The organism is Kitasatospora sp. NPDC059812 (assembly GCF_042732075.1).
Taxonomy (GTDB): domain Bacteria; phylum Actinomycetota; class Actinomycetes; order Streptomycetales; family Streptomycetaceae; genus Kitasatospora.
Genome location: NZ_JBHWIO010000096.1, coordinates 14201 through 34421, shown reverse-complemented (window position 1 = coordinate 34421; position 20221 = coordinate 14201). Strand labels below are relative to the sequence as shown.

Below are 20221 nucleotides of genomic sequence, written 5' to 3'. Positions count from 1 at the left end.
CTTTTTTAACACCCCACCCCACACCACGCCCACCCCCCCCCCAATCTGGGGGTTTGGGTTTGGGGGCGGGCGCGGGGGGGGGGGGGGGGGCGGGGGGGGCCCCCCCCCCCCCGGGGCCGTGGCCGCTTGCCGACCTGTCCGGGGCCGGAATCTGGAGTGCGGCGGAACGACGCGCCTCGGCGTCCGGATCGGAGAAAACGACCCGGAACATAACGATCGCAACGTTACGATCGATATGTTTCGCGGTCAAACTTGAGAGCCCTAGATTTGCCGGGTCTTTACTTCAATAGCCCAGCGACCCCACCGCGGTGATATGACCGTTCTGACGAATATGAAAAACGCACAAATGCTCGTACTCGGTGATGTCGACTTCCGGGAGGGGGGCGAACTCGGTGAACCGCACCGCCTTCATCCGGTAGTCGACGGGGTGCGACAGCCGCCCCGCGCTCCGCAGCGCCGCGGCCTGTCGGGCCGCCTCCAGCAGCACCATGCCGGGCATGTGATCGGACGAGTGGTCGAAGAAGAACGGGTGTGCTGGGTCGGCCGGGCAGATCAGGAGCGCGTCGTCCGCCCGCGAACCGTCACTCGCCCGCGAACCGCCGCCCGCGCGCGTCACCAGCACGTCGGAGGGCAGGGCGACGCCGACCTCCGCCGGTGACGGGGGGTCGGGGGGCGGGCCGGAGTCCGCGGGATCCCCGGCCAGCGCGGTGCCGCGCAGGGCCGGGTAGGCGGGCCGTTCGACGAAGCGCGTGCCGCCCTCGATCCGGGCGAACACCACTCCCCGCGCGGAGCAGTCGACCCGCAGCCGCATGCCGGTGGGCCGGTGGTTTTCGGCCGAGGTCCGCAGGCCGTGCACCTGGGCCCGGCAGAGGACCGCCGCCGGGCCGTCGCCGCGCGGCTCGGCCGCCGGGTCGACCCGGCAGGACACGTCGGTGATCAGCAGGTGCGTGTCGGCCGGCACGCCGTAGTGGCGCAGCGGCAGGTAGATGCCCAGCTGGCGGGCGGTCTCCACGGCGATCAGCGGGTCGTGCCGCTCGCCGCGTCCGCGCGGGAAGGTGGGGTGGGAGCGGGGCCACTGGGCCGCCGCCTCGAAGCGGTCGCCGCCTCGGGCCCGGACGTCGGTCAGCAGCACCTCCGCCACGGCGGCGCGGTGGACCAGTTCGCGGGGGACCGTGCGGGACCAGCTGAGCGGTCGGGCAGGATGCCGGGCCGCCGAGGAGGGGAGGAAATCCAGCATCTTCATATTTACAGAAAATATCAATCTCCTTGGTTTCGCATGTCGTCAGTTGGCGCTCCGGCCCGCGGATCACTACAGTGCGTGCGAAAAGCCGGGGTGATCTTGAAAAGGCAGAGGCGCGTGCAGAATCGGGCGGAGACGACACGGAGGTCAGTCCTCGAATCAGCTGCGCGATTGTTCGACGAACGCGGGTACGCGGGCACCAGCATCAGCGACATCAGCGCGGCCTCCGGCAGGACGAGCGGGGCCATCTACTTCCACTACACCAGCAAGGAGAACCTGGCCCGCGCCGTGATCGAAGCGCACTTCGCCACCTGGCCGGAGCTCGTCGCGCGCCACACCCGCACGCCGGTGCCGGCGCTGGAGCAACTCGTCCGGCTGAGCTTCGCGGTGGCGCGGGCCTTCCGCGACGACGTCGTGGTCAGGGCCGGCGCCCGGCTCTGGTCCGAGCGCGCGGCCATCGACGCCGACCTCCCGGTGCCGTTCGTGGGGTGGATCGACACCGTCCGGGTCCTGCTCGAACGGGCGGGCAGCGAGGGCGAGCTCGCCGCCCGGGTCGACCCGTCGACCACGGCCCACGGCGTGATCTGCGCCTTCTTCGGGCTGCACACCGTCTCCGACGCGATCGACGGACGGCGCACCATCGAGGAGCGCCTGTGCGACCTGTGGGAACTGCTGCTGCCGGGGCTCCAGAAGAACCCCGACCCGGCCGCCCTGCTCGCCTCGGTCCGGCCCAGGCCGTCCGCGCGCGCCGACGGGTGGGGAACCGGCGGGAATTGACGCGGAATCGACCCCCCGCCTTCCGGGAGGAGGCCGCGCGCCGGGCACCGGGCCATAGCATGGTTCACCACGTCCGGGGCCGGCGGTGCGGCGGAGAAGAGGCGTCAGGGCTATGGCAGCGGTTCAATGGGCGGCCGGGCCGTCCGGTCAGGGGTCGGTCCAGGTACTGGAGTTCCTGTTCGCCTTCCTGCTCTCCGGCCTGATCGGGGTCGAGCGGCAGATCCGCCAGAAGTCCGCGGGCCTGCGGACGTACACGACGGTGGGCAGCGGCGCGGCGCTGTTCACCCTGGTGAGCAAGTACGGTTTCGCCGACGTGATGCGCGCGGGCACCGTCGAGCTGGACCCGTCGCGGATGGCCGCGCAGATCGTGTCGGGGCTGGGCTTCATCGGCGCCGGGGTGATCTTCGTGCACCGGGGCTGGGTGCAGGGGCTGACGACGGCGGCCACCATCTGGCTCACCGCGGCGGTGGGCTCCGCCGCGGCCGCGGGCCTGCCGCTGCTCGCGGCGCTGACCGTCGCGGCGTACTTCCTCGCGTCCTACGCCATCAGGCCGTTGCTCAACCGCCTGCCCGCGCTGCACCGGCCCGCGGTCTCGTACCGCATCGTCTACCGTCCCGGCAGGGGGGTGCTGCGGGACGTGCTGGACCAGTGCACCCGGGCCGGCTTCGCCGTCTTCGAGCTGCGCACGCTGTCCGGCACGGACGGGGAACTCCCCGGCGAGGTCTCCGAGAAGCCCGTCGAGGTCGCCCTGTCGGTGCAGGGGCAGGGCGACGCCGGCGGGCTCACCGCGCAGCTCGCGGCCGTGGCCGGAGTGCTGACCTGCGTCCGCGGCCGGTCCGACGAGGAGTGACGTCCCGGCCGCGGGGGAGAGCGCGTCAGCGGGCGCCGAGGGCCGGCAGGCGCTCCATGATCCGTTCCATGCCGCTGGTCCAGTTCGCCTCCAGGGCGGCGACGGCCTGCTCCATGTCGCCGTCGAGGAGGCACTGGGCGATCCGCTCGTGCTCCTCGGCGGCGCGTTCGAGGATCTCGTGGTCGCCGACGACCACCCGCTCGTAGCGGTGGAGGGTGAGTTTGAGCGAGTCGATCAGCTCGCGCAGCCGGGTGTTGGAGCAGCCGGAGAGCAACAGCGCGTGCCAGGCGTCGTCGTAGCGCTCTATGGTGCCGTGCGGGGCCTGGGGCGCGGAGAAGGCGCGGGCCTCCGCCAGCAGCCGGGGCGCGATGGCCGAGAGGTGTGCGCGGTCGGAGGTCCGCAGCGCCAGCGACTCCAGGGCGATCAGGATGGCCGTGAGGTCGAGGAACTCCTGTCGGCCGGTGGGGGCGAAGCGAAAGCCCTTGCCGCGCTCGCTGGTGATGATGCCTTCGCGCTCCAGACTGATCAGCGCCTCGCGCAACGGGGTGCGGCTGACGCCCAGTTCCTCCGCGAGGTGGACTTCGTTGATCGACTCGCCGGGGGTGAACCGGCCGTGGCCCAGCCGCTCCAGGAGTTCGTCCTTCACCTGTTCGCGCAGCGGACGCCGCTCGATCGCCATCGGGCTTTCCCTTCTTCCTCGGTCCGTAGCGTACCGGCCGGGCGACTGGTCAGGCGGTCCCGGCGCCGTCCACGGCGATGATCGCGCCGCTGACGAACGTGGAGGCGTCACTGGCGAGGAAGGCGACCGTCTGGGCGATGTCCCGAGGCTGGCCGATGCGGCCGAGCGGTCGGTCGGCGGCGTCGGCGTAGAAGGCGTCCGGGCTCTCGCCGAGCTGGCGGGCCTCCTCGGCGAGCATACCGGTGTTGGTGTCGCCGGGGCACACGCAGTTGACGCGGATGTTGTCGGGGCCGTGGTCGATGGCCATGGCCCGGGTCATGTTGACGACGGCGCCCTTGGAGGCGCAGTAGGAGACGGCCCGGCCGCCGCCCCGGATGCCCCAGCCGGAGCCGGTGTTGATGATGCTGCCGCCGCCGTTCGCGGCCATCAGCGGCACGACCAGCCCGCTGAGCAGCATGATGGAGCGGACGTTGACGGCCATCACCAGGTCCCAGTCGTCGTCGGTGATGTCGCAGACGGTGGACCGGCGGATGATCCCGGCGTTGTTGAACAGCACGTCGACGCCGCCGTGCAGGTCGACGGCGGTGCGCACGGCCCGTTCGCAGTCGGCGCGTTGGGAGACGTCGCAGCGGACGAAGGTGCCGCCGGTCTCCTTGGCGGCCTGCTCGCCGCGGTCGGCGTCGAGGTCGGCGAGGACGACGGCCGCGCCGAGTTCGGCCAGCAGCGCGGCGGTGGCCCGGCCGATGCCGGAGGCGGCGCCGGTGACGAGGGCGCGCTTGCCGTGGAGGTCGATCACTGGGGGCTCCTCTTCAGGGGGTCTCAGGGGGTCTCAGGGAGGGGCGGGTCTCAGGCGGTCAGGCGGTAGACGGCGCTGGTGTGGCGGCCGGTGATCACCCGGACGTGCCCGGACAGGGCGTCGTCCAGCTCCGGGTCGCCGGTGTCCAGCAGCAGCGGGCGGCCCGCGAGGGCGGCGAGCTTCGCCTCGGTGGCGAGGACGAGCAGCCGCTCGCGGCCGGCGGCGTGCAGCAGTTCGGGGGTGAACTGCTGGTTGCCGCGGCCGAGCAGGAAGCCCTGGCCGCCGATCGGCGAGAGCGCGATCCACGGGGCGGCGGGCAGGGCCAGCAGCTGGTCGGCCCGGGCGTCGCGGATCACGACGCGGGCGGTGCCGCCGGGTTGGAGGCGGAGCACGTCGACGCCGGTCAGGCAGGCGTCCGCCGCGCCGAGTGCCGTGGCGACGGCGTGCGTCGTGCCGCCCGGGCCGAGGGCGAGCAGCCCGCCGGCCCCGACGCGCTCGGCGACCTCGGCGGCGATGCCGCCCAGCGCCTCGGAGTCGGCGGTGGAGCTGCCGGTCTTGCGCTGCTGGACCCGGGCGGGCAGGACCGGGACGGTCAGCCACCCGTGCAGGCGGGCGGACACCCGGCCCTCGCGTAGCGCCGCCTCGTCGCGGTCCACGACCTCGGCGGACGCGAGCCGGACGCCGCCGCCTGCCCAGGCGGCGGCCACCTCGGCGGCGGCGCGGGGGTGGACGGCGAAGACGGCGGAGTGCATCTTGACGCCGGCCGGGATGCCGAGGACGGGCGGTCCTGGCTCCGGACCGAGCGTGCCGAGAGTGCCGAGCGGGCCGAGTGCGTCGAGCGCGTCGAGGACGTCGCGGGCCGTGCCGTCGCCGCCGCAGAACAGCAGCAGGCCGGCGCCGGCCGTGACGAGGGCGCGGACGGCCGCGCGGGTGTCCGCCGCCGTGGTGTCCGGGCCGGCGGGCCGGTGGACCACCGTCGGGTCGAGGCCGGCCGCCCGCGCCGCGTCCGCGCCCATCGGCCCGGCCACCGTGAGCAGGGTCGAGTGCGGTGCGAGCACAGTGAATTGACGAAGCATCAGTTCAGCGCGGGAGGTCGCGGCGGGCCGGGCGCCGAGGGTGCGGGCCCGCTGCTGGACCTCGGTGCCGTCGCTGCCCTTGAGGCCGACTCGGCCCCCGAGTCCGGCGACCGGGTTGACCACGAGCCCGATGGTGGGGCCCGTCGTCGGACTCCCGACTGCCGGGCGGGCGAAGGGAGTTCGACGACCGGCCCCGGGGTCCGCCGTCACGGCCGCTCGCCGAGGACCTTGCGGCGGTAGGCGCGCCAGCTGACGGCCCAGACCGCCGGGTCGTCCAGCGGTTCGTGCCGGATGCGGTGCACGGTGGAGTTGTGCGGGGCCGTGCGGACGGTCTCCGGGTCCTCGTAGGCCTCGCGGGCGACCTCGGCGAGGATCGCGGCGTACTCGTCGAGGTCGGCGCGGGAGTAGGACTCGGTCGGCTCCAGCGTCATCGGCTCGGGGACGACGTACGGGTGGTGGCTGGTCCAGTAGTGGGTGCCGAAGTCGGCGGCGCGGTACCCGAGGTCCTCGCTGTGCAGGCCGGTGTCCTCGTTGAGCTGCTGCCAGCTGTAGCGGACCTGCTCGACGCGCGGCCGCCCCTTGGCGTAGGGCACGGAGACGCCGCGGATCCGCTGGACCTGGTGCATCAGGTAGTTGTTGTTGAGCACGGCGGTCTCGGCCACCTCGCGCAGCCCCGCGGCGCCCATCGACATGATCCAGGCGTAGGCGCGGACCAGGTTCGGGACGACGCCCAGGTAGGGGCGGATCTTGCCGATGGACTCCGGCCGGTCGTGGTCCAGGACGTACCGCTCGCCGTCGAACTCGACGGTGGGGCTGGGCAGGTGGGGTGCGAGCTCGGCGGTGACGCCGCAGGCGCCGGCGGCGGGGCCGCCGCAGGCGTGCGGGGTGGAGAAGGTTTTGTGCAGGTTGAAGTGGCACAGGTCGAAGCCGGCCTCGCGGGCCCGGGTGATGCCGAGGACGCCGTTGGCGTTGGCCTGGTCGTAGGCGCACAGGCCGCCGGCCGCGTGCACGATGCGGACGAACTCGGCGATCCGGGGGTTGTAGATCCCGGTGTCCTCGGGGTTGGTGATGAGCAGCGCGGCGGTGCGTGGGCCGACGGCGGCGCGCAGCGCCTCGATGTCGGGGTAGCCGTCCGCGTCCGGGTGCAGGGTGATCACCTTGAAGCCGGCGGTCTTGGCGCAGGCGGCGTTGGAGGGGTGCGAGAAGGCGGTGGTGATGACCTCGTCGCGCTGTTCCAGCTCGCCGCGGGCGGCGAAGTGGGCGCGGATGACGGAGACGTTGGTCCAGATCGCGGCGGAGCCGGCGCCGGGCTGCAGCGAGACCCGGTCCATTCCGGAGACCTCTTTGAGCAACTGCTCCAGCCGGTGGACGAGTTCGAGCACTCCTTGGACGGTCGAGGGGTCCTGGGCCGGGTGCAGGGCGGCGATGCGCGGGTCGCGGACGAAGGCGTCGTTGACCTTGGGGCTGTACTTCATGGTGCAGGTGCCCTGGCCGACGTCGACGTTGAGGTCGGCGCCGAGGTTCTCCTGGGAGAGCCGCAGGTAGTGGCGGAGCACCTGCTGCTGGCCGAGTTCGGGCAGCGCGGCCGGGGTGGCGCGGCGCAGCGCGGCGGGCAGGCGGTCGGCGGGGCTGCCGACGGCGGCGGTGACGCCGGGGCCGGGGGTCGGCGGCAGGATGCCGCGTTCGCCGGGCGCGCCCAGTTCGAAGATCAGTTTCTCGTCCCAGCGGGCCTGGTGGAAGCGGCGCAGGGCGGGCTTGGGGGCGATCCGCGGGTCGACCCCGCCGCTGGTCTGACTATCCGTCACTTGACGATCTCCTCAAGGGCGGTGGCGAGGCGGTCGATGTCGGCCTGGTTGTGGAGCTCGGTGACGCAGTAGCGGCCCTCGTGTTCCCCGGCCGGGGTGCCGGCGTGCAGGCCGCGGGCGAGCAGCGCGGCGGAGACCTCGGCGGCGGTGCGCCCGCCGGTGTAGCGGAGGGTGAAGTCGGCGAAGTGGACGGCCTCGGGGTCGGCGAGTTCCACGCCGGGGGCCTGGGTGAGGCGCCGGCGGGCGTAGGCGGTGTTGGCGAGGATGGTCTCGCCGATCTCGCGCATGCCGTGCGGCCCCATCAGCGAGAGGTAGACCCCGGCGGCGATGCCGTGCAGGGCGGCGGCGGTGCCGACCCACTCCTTGCCCTCCTCGCGCACGGCGAAGGAGGTCCGCTCGTAGGCGACGTCGCCGAAGCCGTACTCGCCCGGCACGTCGGTGGGGGTGAGGCCGAAGAGGCGGCTCGGGTACTCGGCCACCAGGCGTTCGTCGTCCGCGCTGGCGATGAAGCCCGCGTTGCCGCCGCCGAAGCTGGGGTGGATGCCGAGCGGCTGGAGGTCGCCGCAGGTGAGGTCGGCGCCGAAGGAGGCGGGCGGGGCGAGCACGCCGAGGCTCAGCGGGTTGGCGCCGATGACGGCCAGTGCGCCTGCCTGGTGGGCGAGTTCGACGTACTGCGGCAGTTCGGGGTCGATGCGGCCGCAGTGGTCGGTCAGTTCGGCGAAGACGGCGGCGGCGTCGCCGGCGGCGAGGGCGGCGCGGACGGACCCGGGTTCGGCCGGGACGGGCACGAGGTCGTGGACGCCGCGCACGTAGTCGCGGATCCGGGAGAGCTTGTCCGGGTCGAGGTCGCCGACCAGGAGGAGGCGGCGGCGCCCGGTGGCCCGGCCGGCCATCCGCAGTGCGGTGGCGGCGGCCTGGAAGCCGTCGTAGGTCGGCACGTTGACGACGTCGACGGCCAGCAGTTCGGCCATCAGCGACTGGTACTCCCACAGGGCCTGGAAGCGGCCGTGGTCCTCGTACGGCTCGCCGGCGTAGGCGGTGAGGAACTCGCTGCGGTTGACGACCTCGTCGACCACGGCGGGCACGTGGTGGCGGTAGCAGCCGGCGCCGAGGAAGCTGCGGCCGGGCGGGACGGCGGTGTTGCGGGCGAGCAACTCCTCCATGTGGGCGACCAGTTGCGCCTCGGAGTCGAGTGGCTCGGGCAGTCGCAGCGGGCGGTCCAGGCGGAGCTCGGCGGGGATGTCGGCGTAGAACTCCTCGACGCTGTGCGCGCCGATCGCCGCCAGCATGGCCTTCTTCACGTCGGGGGCGGCGTTGGGGATGTACGGGTGGGTCCGGGGGGCGCGTGCGGTCATCCTGGCACCTTCCGCGATTTCGGTCACAAGCCTTGACGGCACTGTGTGTGCTGAGTTCTGTATACAGCATTCGGCATTCACTCTTCAGGAGGCAAGATGTCGGGAGGAAAGAACTCAACCGGCACCCGGCACAGACGCCTTGACGCTCCGGCGGGCAACCGGACCGGATCCGGACCGGGCCCCACCCGGCGCCGGGTCCTCGGCGCCGGGCTCGCGGGCGGCGCGCTGCTGCTGACCGGGGCGACGGGCTGCGCCACCGGCGGCGCCGGCGCCCCCGACGCCAAACGGCTGGACGCGAGTTCGGGCGGCAAGGCCGCCGGGAAGATCACCATCTGGTCCTGGGACGTCGCCGCCAAGGCCATGCAACGGCTCGGCAAGGCCTTCGAACAGGCCCACCCCGGCACCACCGTCGACGTCGTCGACATCGGCTACGACAACGCCTACGACAAGATCACCGTCGGACTCGGAGCCGGCAGCGGACTCCCCGACGTACTGACCGTCGAGGGCCACCGAATGCCCACCTACATCGGCAACTTCCCCCACGCGCTGGTGGACCTGACCAGCCGGGCCGGCGGCCTCGCGAAGGACTTCGCACCGTCCGTCTGGCGCACCGTCACCGACGCGGGCGGCCGCGTCCTCGCCCTGCCCTGGGACAGCGGCCCGTGCGCCCTCTTCTACCGCCGCGACCACTTCCAGCAGGCCGGAATCGACCCCGCCACCCTCACCACCTGGGACGACTACCTCGCCGCCGGCACCACCCTCAAGGACCGCACCGGCAAGAAACTGCTCATCCTGGACGCCAAGCAGGACAGCATGTTCGCCCTGCTGCTCCAACAACAGGGCCAGGGCTGGTTCGTCGACGGCAAGGTCGCCGTCGCCTCACCCGCCGCCGAACGGGCGCTCACCCTGATGAAGCAACTCGTCGACCGGGGCCTGGTCGACTTCGAGAACGGCTGGGACGGCCTGGTCTCCGGCACCCACGACGGCAAGGCCTCCACCACCCCCACCGCCGCCTGGTGGGACGGCACCCTCACCGGCGACATGGCCGACCTGAACGGCAAGTTCGGCGTCGTCCCCCTGCCCGCGTTCGACCCCGGCGGCTGCCGCACCTCCAACAGCGGCGGCTCCACCCTCTCCGTCACCGCACAGAGCAAGAACCCCGAACTCGCCTGGGAATTCCTCTCCTTCCTGCTCGCCGACCGGGCCAACCAGGCCTCGATGATGGAGCACGAAGGCCTCTTCCCCGCCTACCTCCCGGCCCTGGACGACCCGTACTTCCAGCAGCCGGACCCGTACTACGCGAACCAGCCCGCCATGCGGCTCTTCGCCGACCTCGCCCGGTCCATCCCCACCGTCGAGACCACCGCCGACGACTCCAAGGCCGGCGACATCGTCAACACCGCCGTCAACCAGGTGCTGCACAACGGAGCCGACCCCGGCACCGTGCTGCGCTCCGCCGCCCGCCAGATCGCCACCGCGACCAGTCGCCAGCCGGCCCCGTAGGGACACGCGCCATGACCAGTCTCCAGGCCCCCGCCCCCCGGATGGCCGCCGCACCCGCGCGCACCACGCCCACCCGGCGACGACGGCTGCCACGCTCCGCGGCCTGGCTCTTCGCCGGGCCCACGGCCGTGCTCTTCATCCTCTTCTTCGCCTATCCGCTCGGCGCCAGCCTCTACCAGAGCTTCACCGCCCGCCGGGACGGCGCCACCGTCTGGGTCGGCCTGGACCAGTACCGGCGCATGCTGGACGACCCGGCCTTCCTGCACTCCCTGGTCAACACCGGGATGATCCTGGCCGTCCAGGTGCCCGTGATGATCGGGCTGGCGCTGGTGCTGGCCGTCCTGCTGAACCAGTCCTGGCTGCGCTTCCGGGCCGGCTGGCGGGCCGTCTTCTTCCTGCCCGCCGTCACCACGCTGGTCGCCTACGCCGTCGTCTTCCAGGTGCTGCTGCGCACCGACGGCGGCCTGGCCAACCAGCTCCTGCACGCCCTGGGCGCCGGCCCCGTCGACTGGCTCAACTCGCCCACCTGGGCCCGGATCTCCCTGATCGGCTCGGTCACCTGGCGCTGGACCGGCTACAACGCCGTCATCCTGCTCGCCGGCCTGCACGCCATCGGCCGGGACCAGTACGAGGCCGCCGCCCTCGACGGCGCGGGCACACTGCGCACCTACACCAGCGTGATCCTGCCGCAGCTGCGGCCGGTGGTGCTGTTCTGCGTCATCACCTCCACCATCGGCACGCTCCAACTCTTCGACGAGAACTACGTGCTGACGCGCGGCGGCCCCGGCGACGCGACCCTCACCCCGGTGGTCTACCTGTACAAGGTCGGCTTCCAGCAGCTCGACTTCGGGTACGCGGCCGCGATCGCCTGGGTCGTGGTGCTGGTCATCGCGGCCGTCTCCCTCCTCCAGTTCCGGTTCTACGGAAGGGAACGCCGCCGATGAGCGCCACCTCCGCCCGCCCCCGGCCCGCCCGGCCGGCGGCCGTCCGCCCACCGGTGGCCCGGCCGCTGACCGCCCGGCTCGGCCGCGGCGCCGTCCTGGCCGTGCTCGCCCTCGGCGCCGTCGTCAGCCTGGTGCCGTTCGCCTGGATGCTGATCGCCAGCACCCACAGCAGCTCCGAACTCTTCCACTCCCCGCCGCCGTTCCTGCCCGGCGGGGAACTGCTGCGCAACCTGGCGCACCTCCAGCAGAGCATCGGCTTCGGCCGGGTGCTGCTCAACAGCCTCGGCGTCGCCGTCGTCTACACCGCGCTGAGCTCCCTGCTGTCGGCCATGTGCGGCTACGGGCTGGCCAAGTACCGGTTCCGGGGCCGCGGGCTGCTGCTCGGGCTGGTGCTCGCGACCATGATGATCCCGCTCCAGGTGCTGCTCGTCCCGCTGTTCCAGATGATGGCCAGCGTCGGCTGGATCGACAGCTACCAGGCGGTCATCCTGCCCTTCCTGGCCAACTCCTTCGGCATCCTGCTGATGCGCCAGGGCTTCCTGGACTTCCCCGACGAACTCCTGGAGTCGGCGCGCATCGACGGCTCCGGCGAACTGCGCACCTTCTACCAGGTCGTCCTGCCGTGCGTGCGGCCGCAGCTGGGCGCGCTCGTGATCTTCACCTTCATGGGCCAGTGGAACAGCTTCATCTGGCCGCTGCTGATGCTCAACACCGAGGACAAGTACACCGTGCCGGTGGCGCTCAACACGCTGACCGGGCTGACCCACGTCGACTACTCCGGCCTCATGCTTGGCTCCCTGCTGGCCACCCTCCCGCTGGTGCTGCTCTTCCTGGTCTTCCAGCGGCAGTTCGTGGCCGGCCTGCTCGGCGGAGCGCTGAAAGGATGACCCCCCGCATGACCCCCCGCATGACCTCCCGCACCCCTTCCCGCGCAGGCGCACTCACCCGCGTCCCCGGCCTCCTCTACGGCGGGGACTGGAACCCCGAGCAGTGGTCCGAGGAGGTGTGGGCCGAGGACGTGAAGCTGATGGCCGAGGCCGGCGTCAACCTGGTCACCGTCGGGGTCTTCTCCTGGGCCCGGCTCCAACCCGCCGCCGAGAGCTGGGACTTCGGCTGGCTGGACCGCCTGCTCGACCTCGTCCACGGCCACGGCATCGCCGTCGACCTGGCCACCGCCACCGCCTCGCCGCCCGCCTGGCTGGTCCGCGCCCACCCCGAGCTGCTGCCCGTCACCGCCGACGGCGTCCGGCTGGAGTTCGGCTCGCGCCAGCACTACTGCCCCTCCTCCGCCGTCTACCGGGCCGCCGCCGCCCGGCTCACCCGGGCCCTCGCCGAGCGCTACCACGACCACCCCGCACTCGCCCTGTGGCACATCCACAACGAGTACGGCGACCACGTCCAGGAGTGCTTCTGCCCCGCGTCCGCCGCCGACTTCCGGCGCTGGCTGCGCGAGCGGCACGGCGACGTCGACGAACTCAACCGCTCCTGGGGAACGGCGTTCTGGTCGCAGCGCTACGGCTCGTTCGACGAGATCGAACCGCCGCGCGCCGCGCCGGGGCCGGTCAACCCGACCCAGCTGCTGGACTGGCGCCGGTTCTGCTCCGACGCGCTGCTGGCCCTGCACCGCACCGAGAAGGCCGTCCTCGACGAGGTCTCACCGGGCGTGCCCGTCACCACCAACTTCATGTCGATGCTCAAGTCGCTGGACTACTGGGAGTGGAGCCGCCACGAGGACCTCGTCTCCGACGACGCCTACCCCGACCCGGCCGACCCCCGCACACACGTCAACGCGGCCATGAACTACGACCTGATGCGCTCCCTCAAGGGCGGCAAGCCGTGGCTGCTGATGGAACAGGCCCCCTCGGCCGTCAGCTGGCGGCCCGTCAACCTGCCCAAAAGGCCCGGCCTGTACCGGCTCTGGTCGCTCCAGGCGCTGGCCCGGGGCGCGGACGGCGTGCTGCACTTCCAGTGGCGCGCCTCCGTCGCCGGGGCCGAGAAGTTCCACAGCGCGATGCTCCCGCACCGCGGCACCTCCTCGCGCGGCTGGCGGGAGACCGTCCGGTTCGGGGCCGAGCTGCGTCGGCTCGGCGAGATCGCGGGCAGCCGGATCCGCGGGCGGGCGGCCGTCCTGCTCGACTGGGACAGCTGGTGGGCACTGGAGCTGGACGACCACCCCTCCGCGCGGATGCGCTGGCTCGACCTGCTCCGGCCCTGGTACGCGGCCCTCCACGACCGCGGCGTGACCGTCGACTTCGTGCCGCCCACCGGCGACCTCGACGGCTACCGGCTGCTGCTCGCCCCCAACCTGTACCTGCTCGACACCGCCACCGCCGACCGGCTCACCGCCTTCGTCCAAGCGGGCGGCCACCTGGTCTGCGGCCCGTTCAGCGGCATCAGCGACCGGCACGACCACCTCCACCCCGGCGGCCACCCCGGGCCGCTGCGGCCGCTGTTCGGCCTCGTCGTGGACGAGCACTGGCCGATCCCCGACGGTGCCGCCACCACCGTCCGGCTCGACGACGGCGGGCCGGAGCTGCGCGCCGAGCACTGGAGCGAATGGATCGACACCGAGGGCGCCGAGACCGTCGCCCGCTACGCCTCCGGCGAGCTGGCCGGCCTGCCCGCCGTCACCCGGCACCGCCACGGCACCGGCAGCGCCTGGTACCTCGGCTGCCACCTCGGCGCGGACGTCGGCCGGGTGCTCGACCTGCCGCTCGCCGAAGCCGGGGTGGGCGCCGAACTGCCCGGCCTGCCGGCCGGCGTCGAGGCCACCCGCCGCCGCGCCGCCGACGGCACCGACTACCTGTTCCTGCTCAACCACGGCCCCGCCGCATGCCGGGTGGCGCTGGACCGGCCCGGCACCGACCTGCTCACCGGGGCCGACACCGGCCGGGGCCTCACCCTCGCGCCGCTCGGCGCCGCCGTCGTCCGCGTCCCCGCGGCCGGCCCCGACCCGGCCTCCCCACCTCCGTCTCAGTCCACGCCCCCGTCCACGCCCGCCGAGGAGCGCACATGACGCCGTTGTCCCGCCGCCGACTCCTGGCCGCCACCGCCGCCACCGGCACCGCCCTCGCCGTGGCCGGCGGCGTCGCGCTGACCGCCCACGCCGACGACCGGCAGGCCGCCCCGTCCGACCTGCCGGACCTGTCCGACCTGGCCGACCCGTCCGCCCTCTCCGACCGCTACGCCGACGTCCTCGACCTGCACGGCACCCCCGCGCAGGCCTACCCCGGCGACGCCACCGGCAACAACCCGATCAACGTCTTCGCCGACCTCGGCGCCTGGCACGCCTACGCCCTGCCGCGCCCGCAGGACCCGCTCGGCGGCTTCACCGGCCCGCTCCACCTCGCCCAGGAATACCCGTGGTGGCTCAGCGACGGCCTCAACCGCCTCCAACTGACCGAGCAGGGAAGGATCCTGGACCTCGCCGCCGGCGGCGCCCCCCGGCTCACCTCGCTGCCCGGACTGCTGCGCCAGTCCTACGACCTCGGCGGCCGCCTGGCGCTCACCCTGGAACTGCGCTTCGCCGGCAACCGCACCGCCCTGGTCAGGGCCCGGCTGGCCAACGGCGGCCCGGCCGAGCGGAACCTCCAGGTCGCCTGGACCGGGACCCTGCTGCGCCCGGCCACCGGCCCCCAGCGCGACGCCCCCGCCCTGGTCGCCGCCGAACGCGGCATCGCCGTCCGGTTCGCTCGGGTACGGCAGACCTGGGACTACCTGACCGACGGCACCGAGCGCTTCGAAGTCCGCCACGCGGCGCCGGTGCGCACCACCGTCAGCGGCGACGGCCACCGCACCGAACTGGCCGGGGCCGTCCGGCTGGCCCCGGGCGCGGCCCGCACCCTGGACTGGGCCGAGAGCTACACCTTCACCGACGCCGAGCACGCCCGCGCCGTCGCCGAGGCGGACGCCGCGCTGCGCGCCCCCGACCGGGTCGCCACGGCGGGCGCCGCCCGCTGGGCCGGATACGTCGCCCGGGCGACCGAGGGCCTCCCGGCCGCGCGCCGCCGGACGGCCGTCAAGTGCGTGCAGACCCTGGTCACCAACTGGCGCAGCCCGGCCGGGCGGATCCGGCACGACGCCGTCACGCCCACGCTCTCGTACAAGTGGTTCAGCGGGGTCTGGGCCTGGGACACCTGGAAGCAGGCCGCCGGCACCGCCGTCTTCGCCCCCGACCTGGCCGCCGACCAGATCCGGGCGATGTTCGACCACCAGATCCGCCCCGACTCCGCCGACCGCCCGCAGGACGCCGGGATGATCCCGGACTGCGTCTTCTACAACGACCCGAGCACCGGCGGCGGCAACTGGAACGAGCGCAACTCCAAGCCCCCGCTGGCCTCCTGGGCCGTCTGGGAGGTCTACCGGCACGGCGGCGACCGGGCGTTCCTGCGCGAGCTGCTGCCCAAACTGACCGCCTACCAGGACTGGTGGTACCGCACCCGGGACCACGACGGCGAAGGCCTGTGCGAGTACGGCGCCACCGTCGACCCGGGCAACGCCGCCCCGGCGGACTGCCTGGCGGCGGCGGCCTGGGAGTCCGGCATGGACAACGCGCCGCGCTTCGACGCCGCCCTCGGCGCCGTCGTCGTCGCCAACCGCAGCGCGCAGGGCGCCCTGCTGGGCTGGTCGCTCACCCAGCGCTCCGTCGACCTCAACGCCTACCTGGCCGCCGACCACCGGGCCCTGGCCGCCATCGCCGCCGAACTCGGCGACCGCACCGCCGCCCAGCGGCTGCGCGGACGGGCCGAGGCGATCGACCGGGCCGTGCGCGACACCATGTTCGACCCCGCCACGGGCTGGTTCCACGACACCGACCTGGCCACCGGCGCCCGCCTCACCGCGCGCGGGCGCGGCATCGAGGGCGCGATCCCGCTCTGGTCCGGCACCGCCTCGCCCGCCCAGGCCCGTGCGGTCCGCGGGCTCCTGCTCGACCCGGCCGAGTTCGGCACCGCGCTGCCGTTCCCGACCGTCGCCCGCAGCTCGCCCTCCTTCGACCCGGCCGGTTACTGGCGCGGGCTGGCCTGGATCGACCAGACCTACTTCGCCATCGAAGGCCTGCGCCGGTACGGCTGGAACCAGGACGCCCGCCGGGCGACGGACCGGCTCCTGGCGACGGCAGCCGGGCTCGGCGGCGACGGTCCGCTGCGGGAGAACTACGACCCGCTGACGGGGGAGGGGCGGAACTCGACCAACTTCAGCTGGTCCGCCGCCCTGCTCCTGCTGCTGCTCCGCGCCTGACCGATTTGGCCCCGGCCTGCCACGTCCTGGCATGATCGGGGCATGGTCGAACGAGTCATTGCAGCGTGTGACGGAGCAGCCAAGGGCAACCCCGGTCCGGCGGCCTGGGCCTACGTGGTGGCGGACGCCGCCGGGGTGCCCCAGCGCTGGCAGGCCGGTCCGCTCGGGCACAGCACCAACAACGTGGGCGAGCTGACGGCGCTGGAGCAGCTGCTGGCGTCGACGGACCCGGCCGTCCCGCTGGAGGTCCGGCTCGACAGCACGTACACCCGCGACGCGGTGACCAAGTGGCTGGTCGGCTGGAAGCGCAACGGCTGGAAGACCGCCGCCGGCAAGCCCGTCGCCAACCGCGAGCTGATCCAGCACATCGACGAGCTGCTGACCGGGCGGGACGTCACCTTCGTGTACGTCCCCGCCCACCAGGTGAACGGCGACCCGCTGAACGCCATCGCCGACAAGGCCGCCAGCGACGCCGCCCGCCAGCAGCAGGCCGCGGGCGGAACCGCCGCCGACCTCCCCGAGCCGGACCCGGCCCGGACCACCCCGGCGCGGGCCGCCCGCCCGGCCTCCTCGTCGGTCTCCTCGTCGGCGGGTTCGTCGGCCGGCTCGTCCGCGGCGAAGAAGCGCTCCTCGGGCGGTTCGCGGACCCTGGCCGCCCGCTTCCCCGGCACCTGCCCCTGCACCCGCTCCTACGCCAAGGGCGAGACCATCACCAAGGTGGGCAGCAGCTGGGGACACCCGGAGTGCGCGGGAGCCCACGCGTAGGTCCGGTCCGACGCCGGGCGGGCCGACACCGGCCCGCCCGGGTCGCACTCACCCCTGAGGTGGAGCCGGGTGGAGAAGCACTCCGGCGAATTCTCCACCCCCGCGCCGAGGCTGACGACACCTCAGCAGTCCTAGCGTCGGACGCATGACCCGACCTACCGGCCGCACCACGGCCCGCGCCGGCGGCGCGCTGCTCACCGCCGCCCTCCTGCTCGCCGCACCACTCGCACCGACCGCCGTCGCGGCCCCGGCGGCCCAGCTCTCCTGGGGGCCCTGCCCCGCGCCGACCCCGAACGCCAACGGGGTGCCGTTCCCCCGCGACCCGCGCCAGCAGTGCGCGACCCTGCGGGTGCCACGGGACTACCAGCACCCGGACGCCGGCACGATCACCCTCACCGTCTCCCGGCTGCGCACCGCCGACCCCGCCCACCGGCGCGGCACCCTGGCCGTGGTGCCGGGCGGGCCGGGCGGCTCCGGACTCGACTACCCGGGCGAGATGGCGAAGCTGCTGCCGGCGGACGTCCTGCGCTCCTACGACCTGATCGGCTTCGACGAGCGGGGGGTGGGCAACAGCACCCCGGTCCACTGCGACCTGTCCGCCGCCGACCGGGACGCCCAGCTCAACTACCCCTTCCCCGGCCCCGACGGCTCGATCACCGCCAACCTCGACCAGGCCCAGCGGGTGGCCGACGGCTGCGCGGCCGCGAGCGGCGGCTACCTGGCCGACGTGACCACGGCCAACTCGGCCCGCGACCTGGACCGGATCCGGGCCGCCCTGCGCCTGCCCCGGATCTCCTACCTGGGTAGCTCGTACGGCACCTACCTCGGCCAGGTCTACGCCACCCTCTTCCCCTCGCACACCGACCGCGTGGTGCTGGACAGCACGGTGCCGCCGGGCGGGCTGGAGCAGGGGTTCAGGCTGTTCAGCGAAGGCTTCGCCGACTCCTTCCCGGCCCTGGCCCGCTTCGTTGCCGCCCAGGACGCCACCCTGCACCTCGGCGCCACCCCCGAGGCGGTCCGGGCGAGCTACCTGCGGCTGGCCGGCGAGGTCGACCGCGACCCGCTGCCGCTGTCGGGCGGCCGGCTGCTCACCGGCGGCGGCCTGCGCAGCGTCGTCTACGCCTCGCTGGTCAAGCCGAGCTACTACCCCCTCGGAGCGCGGGTCCTGCAACTGGCCGAGGAGCGCGACACGACTCCGGCCCAGGCCCCGGTTACGGCTACGGCTCCGATGCCGGCGGGCGCGGGTACCGGCGGCTCGGGTGCCAGCCCGCTGCCGCAGGTCATCCCCGACAACTTCCTCGCGGCCCAGTTCGCGGTGATCTGCGGCGACTCGGCCTGGCCCCGCGACCCGGCCGCCTACGCCGCCCGCACCGCCGCCGACCGGGCCCGCTACCCGCTCACCAACGGCATGAGCGGCAACGTCTGGCCGTGCGCCTTCTGGCACTACGGCCCGAAGGAGCCGCCGGTCCGGGCCGACCCGGACGGCCCGCGCAACATCCTGATGCTGCAGAACCGGTACGACCCCGACACCACCTACAACGGCGCCCGGCAGACCCAGCGCGCCTTCGGGCACCGGGCGGCGATGGTCACCTTCGACACGACCGCGCACGGTGTGGACTTCACCGACCCCCGGGTGCTCGCGCCGTTCACCGCCTTCCTGCTCGGCGGCCGGCTCCCGAGTTGAGCAGACGGCGGGTCGGGCCCCGACCCGGGCCCCGACCGGCCGTCCGTACGTCCGCTCAGGGCTGGGCGAGCCCGCTGCGGGCACCGTTCTCGGCCCGGACCGTGAGGGCGGCCGGCACGGACAGGCGTTCCTGGTGGTCCGGCGGGTAGAACTGCCGGGCCCAGTGCCGCAGGGCGCCGATCGGCCCGTCGCCCGGGGCGAGCCGGGGCGGCGACAGGTACTTCTTGGTGGACCAGATCGGGAAGTCGGCCGCCGTGAACTCGCAGCTCCGCTTGAACATCGGACCCGCCAGCAGGCTCGACAGCGACCGGCTGACCGCCCTGCCGAGCACGGGCGGTAGCCGGGACGGCTCGTCGAAGGAGAACCGGCTCGCCTGCCGGAACTGCATCCGGCCGGGCGCGACCATGGTGGCCATCACCAGCGAGCACATCTTCAGACCGAGGGCCGGGGTGTGCACGTCGGTGTGCAGGCAGGCGAGGCCGTAACCGTCGACCTCGATCTCGACCTGGCGCCGGCCCAGCAGCGGGAAGTCCTCCTGCACCCGCATCGAGACGTGGAAGCGCGTGCCGTCCCAGTCGATCGGGGCCGCTAACTCGCCGCTGGGCCAGCCGTGCAGGGTGACGAAGTGGCCCAGGTCCACCGCGTTCTCCATGACGTCCTGGGCGTAGCCGGCCATCTCCCAGGCGGCGTGCCGGGGCGGCTGGTGCCCGAGCGTGTGCCACGCCGGGATCTCCCAGTCCGGCTGCCGGCCGTCGTGGTGGCGCCAGACGAAGACGGCGTCGTTCACCTCGCGCACCGGGAGCTGCGCCAGGGAGGCCTTCGGCGGCGCGGAGCCGTACCCGGTCCGCACGCACCGGCCGTCCGGGTCGAAGGCGAAGCGGTGGAAGGGGCAGACCAGGTCGTCGCCCTCCACCTCGGCGAGGCCGAGGTGGGCCCCCAGGTGCGGGCAGTAGGGGCGGATCGCGCGGATCCGCCCGCTCCGCAGCCGGTACAGCACGACGTCCTCCCCGGCCAGCCGGCGGGTGAGCACCGTGCCGGGCTTGAGCTCGTCGGCGAAGCCGACCGAGGCCCACCCGTCCGGGTACGGCAGGCCCGGCGGCAGCGCGACGTCGCCCGCGGTCGGGCCCTCGCTGATGGGCTGGACGCGCTTTAAGGACTCGTGCATGAACTCTCCTCCTGGCCTGCCCGGCTCCGATCTCGGCAGCTCAAGCCGGCCCTCCCGGGCAATTCGCCTCCGAACGGAACGCCCCGCATGCTAACCGCAGATCGATGGGGCTCGCACGAACAACATGGCTGACACCAAGGAAGTCTGATGAGTCATCAGAAAATCTCCGATGCGGCCTTCGACGGCCGGACGGCTGAGCGATTCCCGGGCGGCCCGATCCACCGCAACGCTGCGCAGCCTGCGCGTCTGCGCCACTGCCCTGGACTTCGGGACGGTGGCAAACACATTGAGAGGTGGGCGAGTTGACACGGATCCTGGTCATCGGCGGCGGCGGTGCCCGGGCC

At 73.5% G+C, this 20221-nt stretch carries 16 protein-coding genes; 9 read left to right on the top strand and 7 right to left on the bottom strand.

What is annotated here, in order from left to right; translation table 11 throughout:
- Positions 1-283: 283 nt before the first annotated feature.
- Positions 284-1243, bottom strand: a complete 960-nt coding sequence (locus ACFV6D_RS33005) for a ScbA/BarX family gamma-butyrolactone biosynthesis protein (protein ID WP_380562466.1) — start codon at positions 1241-1243, stop codon at positions 284-286.
- 114 nt (positions 1244-1357) lie between these two features.
- Here ACFV6D_RS33005 and ACFV6D_RS33000 point away from each other — a divergent pair, with 114 nt between their 5' ends.
- Positions 1358-2017 carry a ScbR family autoregulator-binding transcription factor gene (locus ACFV6D_RS33000; RefSeq protein WP_363376432.1) on the top strand — a complete coding sequence of 220 codons (660 nt, stop codon included), beginning with the start codon at positions 1358-1360 and terminating at the stop codon, positions 2015-2017.
- Between the two features lie 112 nt (positions 2018-2129).
- The gene (locus ACFV6D_RS32995) at positions 2130-2867 is read left to right on the top strand and encodes an MgtC/SapB family protein (RefSeq protein ID WP_380373709.1); all 738 of its coding nucleotides are present in this window, start codon (positions 2130-2132) and stop codon (positions 2865-2867) included.
- Between the two features lie 25 nt (positions 2868-2892).
- On the opposite strand, the gene ACFV6D_RS32990 is transcribed toward ACFV6D_RS32995, so the two are convergent.
- The 5 genes from ACFV6D_RS32990 to gcvPA all read right to left on the bottom strand — a co-directional run bounded on the left by ACFV6D_RS32990 (position 2893) and on the right by gcvPA (position 8578).
- On the bottom strand, positions 2893-3546 hold the full coding sequence (locus ACFV6D_RS32990; RefSeq protein ID WP_380562463.1) for a GntR family transcriptional regulator: 654 nt from the start codon (positions 3544-3546) through the stop codon (positions 2893-2895).
- 49 nt (positions 3547-3595) lie between these two features.
- Positions 3596-4342, bottom strand: coding sequence for an SDR family NAD(P)-dependent oxidoreductase (locus ACFV6D_RS32985; protein WP_380562461.1), 747 nt, complete (start codon positions 4340-4342; stop codon positions 3596-3598).
- A 50-nt stretch (positions 4343-4392) separates the two neighbouring features.
- Complete coding sequence (locus ACFV6D_RS32980; protein ID WP_380562459.1) at positions 4393-5541, bottom strand: ATP-NAD kinase family protein; 1149 nt, start codon at positions 5539-5541, stop codon at positions 4393-4395.
- Positions 5542-5624: 83 nt separating this feature from the next.
- On the bottom strand, positions 5625-7223 hold the full coding sequence (gcvPB, locus tag ACFV6D_RS32975) for an aminomethyl-transferring glycine dehydrogenase subunit GcvPB (RefSeq protein ID WP_380562457.1): 1599 nt from the start codon (positions 7221-7223) through the stop codon (positions 5625-5627).
- Positions 7220-8578, bottom strand: coding sequence for an aminomethyl-transferring glycine dehydrogenase subunit GcvPA (gcvPA, locus tag ACFV6D_RS32970; protein WP_380562455.1), 1359 nt, complete (start codon positions 8576-8578; stop codon positions 7220-7222). Before gcvPA ends, gcvPB begins: the two co-directional genes overlap by 4 nt.
- Before the next feature lie 96 nt (positions 8579-8674).
- Here gcvPA and ACFV6D_RS32965 point away from each other — a divergent pair, with 96 nt between their 5' ends.
- From ACFV6D_RS32965 to ACFV6D_RS32935, 7 genes are all read left to right on the top strand, one after another.
- Positions 8675-10081, top strand: a complete 1407-nt coding sequence (locus ACFV6D_RS32965; RefSeq protein WP_380562453.1) for an ABC transporter substrate-binding protein — start codon at positions 8675-8677, stop codon at positions 10079-10081.
- Positions 10082-10092: 11 nt separating this feature from the next.
- The gene (locus tag ACFV6D_RS32960; protein ID WP_363376447.1) at positions 10093-11025 is read left to right on the top strand and encodes a sugar ABC transporter permease; all 933 of its coding nucleotides are present in this window, start codon (positions 10093-10095) and stop codon (positions 11023-11025) included.
- Complete coding sequence (locus ACFV6D_RS32955; RefSeq protein ID WP_380562451.1) at positions 11022-11912, top strand: carbohydrate ABC transporter permease; 891 nt, start codon at positions 11022-11024, stop codon at positions 11910-11912. The genes ACFV6D_RS32960 and ACFV6D_RS32955 overlap by 4 nt, the downstream gene beginning before the upstream one ends.
- An 8-nt stretch (positions 11913-11920) precedes the next feature.
- Positions 11921-14041 (top strand): beta-galactosidase, encoded by a 2121-nt coding sequence (locus ACFV6D_RS32950; RefSeq protein ID WP_380562449.1) that lies wholly within the window; start codon positions 11921-11923, stop codon positions 14039-14041.
- Positions 14038-16263, top strand: coding sequence for a trehalase family glycosidase (locus ACFV6D_RS32945; protein ID WP_380562447.1), 2226 nt, complete (start codon positions 14038-14040; stop codon positions 16261-16263). Before ACFV6D_RS32950 ends, ACFV6D_RS32945 begins: the two co-directional genes overlap by 4 nt.
- 42 nt (positions 16264-16305) lie before the next feature.
- Positions 16306-17028: a ribonuclease H gene (locus ACFV6D_RS32940; RefSeq protein ID WP_380562445.1), complete on the top strand. Its 723-nt coding sequence runs from the start codon at positions 16306-16308 to the stop codon at positions 17026-17028.
- 145 nt (positions 17029-17173) lie between these two features.
- Positions 17174-18712 carry an alpha/beta fold hydrolase gene (locus tag ACFV6D_RS32935; protein WP_380562443.1) on the top strand — a complete coding sequence of 513 codons (1539 nt, stop codon included), beginning with the start codon at positions 17174-17176 and terminating at the stop codon, positions 18710-18712.
- A gap of 55 nt (positions 18713-18767) precedes the next feature.
- Here ACFV6D_RS32935 and ACFV6D_RS32930 read toward each other — a convergent pair whose 3' ends face one another.
- Positions 18768-19877: a Rieske 2Fe-2S domain-containing protein gene (locus tag ACFV6D_RS32930; protein ID WP_380562441.1), complete on the bottom strand. Its 1110-nt coding sequence runs from the start codon at positions 19875-19877 to the stop codon at positions 18768-18770.
- Between the last annotated feature and the right edge of the window lie 344 nt (positions 19878-20221).